2 protein-coding genes are annotated in these 1189 nt (G+C 68.5%); one reads left to right on the plus strand and one right to left on the minus strand.

What is annotated here, in order from left to right:
- Window positions 1-932: ribosome small subunit-dependent GTPase A (gene rsgA, locus RJ05_RS01000; protein WP_036531889.1), on the minus strand; the 932-nt coding region annotated here is incomplete at its 3' end.
- Between the two features lie 62 nt (window positions 933-994).
- Here rsgA and RJ05_RS31840 point away from each other — a divergent pair.
- Window positions 995-1189, plus strand: a 195-nt coding sequence (locus tag RJ05_RS31840; RefSeq protein ID WP_217998990.1) for a hypothetical protein, incomplete at its 3' end; no start/stop codon positions are given.

Consider the following 1189-nt stretch of genomic DNA (forward strand, 5'->3'; position numbering starts at 1 on the left):
TTTTCCCGGGCGAGCTTTCGGTAGCTGTCCAAGCGCCGCTCGGTGATCGCACCGCTGTCGATGGCCGCCCGCACCGCACAGCCGGGTTCGGCGTCGTGCGCGCAGTCGCTGAACCGGCAGTCGGCGGCCAGCGCTTCGATATCGCTGAAGGTGCGTTCGAGACCCTCGGACGCCTCCCAGAGACCGACACCACGCAGGCCGGGGGTGTCGATCAGCGTGCCACCACCGGGCAGTGGACGCAGTTCACGGTGCACCGTGGTGTGCTTGCCCTTCTTGTCGACGGCGCGAACGTCGTTGGTGGCGAACACATCCGCGCCGAGCAGGGCGTTGGCGAGGGTGGACTTGCCCGCACCGGACGGCCCGATCAGCGCGACCGTGCCGTCGAGCACGGCGGTCAGCACATCGAGCCCGTATTCGCTGGTGGCGCTGACCGCGACGACGGTGGCGCCCGGCGCGACGGCCCGCACCTCGTCGAGCGGAAGGTATTCGGCCGCATCGGCTTTGGTGAGCACCACGACGGGCTGCGCCTGCGACTCCCAGGCCAGCGCGAGCATGCGCTCGATCCGGCCCAGGTCGACGTCACCGTCGGCGGCGGTGCAGATCAGCACCGTGTCGACGTTGGCGGCGAGCACCTGAGCGCGCGAATCCCGTGACGCCGTGGTGCGCACGATCGCCGAGCGCCGTGGCAGCAGCCGTCGCACCATCATCGCCGCGTCGATGAGCACCCAGTCACCGGTGCACAGGCCGCTGACCTCGGAGTCCGAACGCGGGCAGATCGCCCGGCGCAGTCCGGTGGGTGTGGCGACGTCGCATTCGCCGCGATCCATCCGGATCACCCGTGCGGGTACGCACTCGGTTTCGAGGAGCGCGGCGTAGTCGAGCCGGACGCTGTCGGTCCAGCCATAGGGAATCAGCAGGTCGTAATCGACCATGATGAGAGAACCTCCGTGGGGGCGCCGAGCCCACGACGGGGGCTCAGCGGGTTGAGTACGAGATGGAGTTCGGTCCGCCGGCCTGCGCAGCCGATCCGGACACGACAATCCGCGCGACGTTCACCACGAACTCCACCTCCTCATTCACCTCGAAGTCTGTCCCACTTTCACACGCGGTCCCGGTCCGCGCAACCGAATTAATCCGGCTCCGGCTTCCCGAACTGCTCGTGCCGTCCCAGGCTGCGCAGATGGAACCA

This window comes from Nocardia cyriacigeorgica NBRC 100375 (assembly GCF_000308555.1).
GTDB lineage: Bacteria > Actinomycetota > Actinomycetes > Mycobacteriales > Mycobacteriaceae > Nocardia > Nocardia cyriacigeorgica.